1 protein-coding gene and 1 pseudogene are annotated in these 1093 nt (G+C 64.6%); both read left to right on the top strand.

Features of this window, described 5'->3' with window-relative positions; translation table 11 throughout:
• A pseudogene (locus AB0I98_RS49895) lies at positions 1-624 on the top strand (hypothetical protein); the annotation flags it as partial.
• The gene (locus AB0I98_RS49890) at positions 609-1016 is read left to right on the top strand and encodes a hypothetical protein (protein ID WP_362953186.1); all 408 of its coding nucleotides are present in this window, start codon (positions 609-611) and stop codon (positions 1014-1016) included. The pseudogene AB0I98_RS49895 and the gene AB0I98_RS49890, both read left to right, overlap by 16 nt.
• The last annotated feature ends 77 nt before the right edge of the window (positions 1017-1093 follow it).

Raw genomic sequence — 1093 nt, 5'->3', positions numbered from 1 at the left:
TTGGTCGACAACCCATCTACCAGGAGCTTCGCCTCTTCCCGCACCCGGCCCCTACGCCAACATCCCATGGCACCAGCCAGGTTGGAAACAGCTCAGTGGCTCTGGTACCTGCTGACACGGGACCTCACCCTGGAGCCCGGACGGCGCGTGGAGATCCTTGATCCGCCTTCTTCGACGGTGACTGACAGCGGTCCGGACGGGCTGATCATCCACCGCGTAGAGGATGGCGCGATGGGATTCGTCTTCAGGTTGTGGGAGATGAAGAAATTCACCGGTACCGCTGCCAAGCCGAGCGACACCATCCGCGGCGCCTGGCAGCAGCTGAACAACAACGGAGCGAAATACCTGAGCCAGATGTCTTGGGGCGGCCGGTGCCTTGCTCCGGACACCCAGGCGTTCGTCAGCTCGCTGACGCGGCAGTGGGTGTACGCGCAAGAGTCGAGCAGCGGTGGTGTCAGCCTGGCGCTGAATGCCACGGACGTCCCCGAGACGGCGTTCGAGCGGTCTCACATGCATTTCACCACCCACACCCATAGCGGGGCACTGCAAGGCCTGGTGGTAGCGGTCGACAATCTTGAGAACTTCGCCAAGGACGTGAGGGAGTACGTGTGGAGCGCACTCTAGATCCAGCTGTGCTCGCGTCGGCGCTCGGTGACTACCGGCCAGGTGGTGTGCTCCCCAGCGCGCAGGATCTTCTGGCGACGATGACCGAGATGGAGGTCGCCGCGTTCCGCGACGAGCGCGGTATCACGGACGAGGTGCTCGGTACGGCGTGGTATCTGCATGGGCTGGCGGCGCTCGATCCGGAGGTTCCTGGATTTGACGCAGGGCGCATCCGGCAGGCCTTCGCGGTCAGCGCGCACCTGTTGGATCTCGCGCTGGGTGACGACCGGCGGTCCCCTGCCGACAGACTTCAGATTGCTTTCGCCGCTCAGGCGGGCTACCGGCGGAGCGAGCAGGACCCGAACGCCACCGCGGTCTACCGTCAGGTGCGGGGCCTAAGGCTTGTCCCGTAACTGATCTTGGACCTGGTGAGGGCAAGGTCGGCTGCGGTGCTGCCCGTTGGCCTATCTGGTGAGGGCGAGGTTGTGCA

This window comes from Streptomyces sp. NPDC050211 (genome assembly GCF_040656035.1).
In the GTDB taxonomy this organism is placed as follows: Bacteria; Actinomycetota; Actinomycetes; order Streptomycetales; family Streptomycetaceae; genus Streptomyces.
The sequence above is the reverse complement of the archived record's forward strand: the minus strand, read 5'-3'. Positions and strand labels throughout refer to the sequence as shown.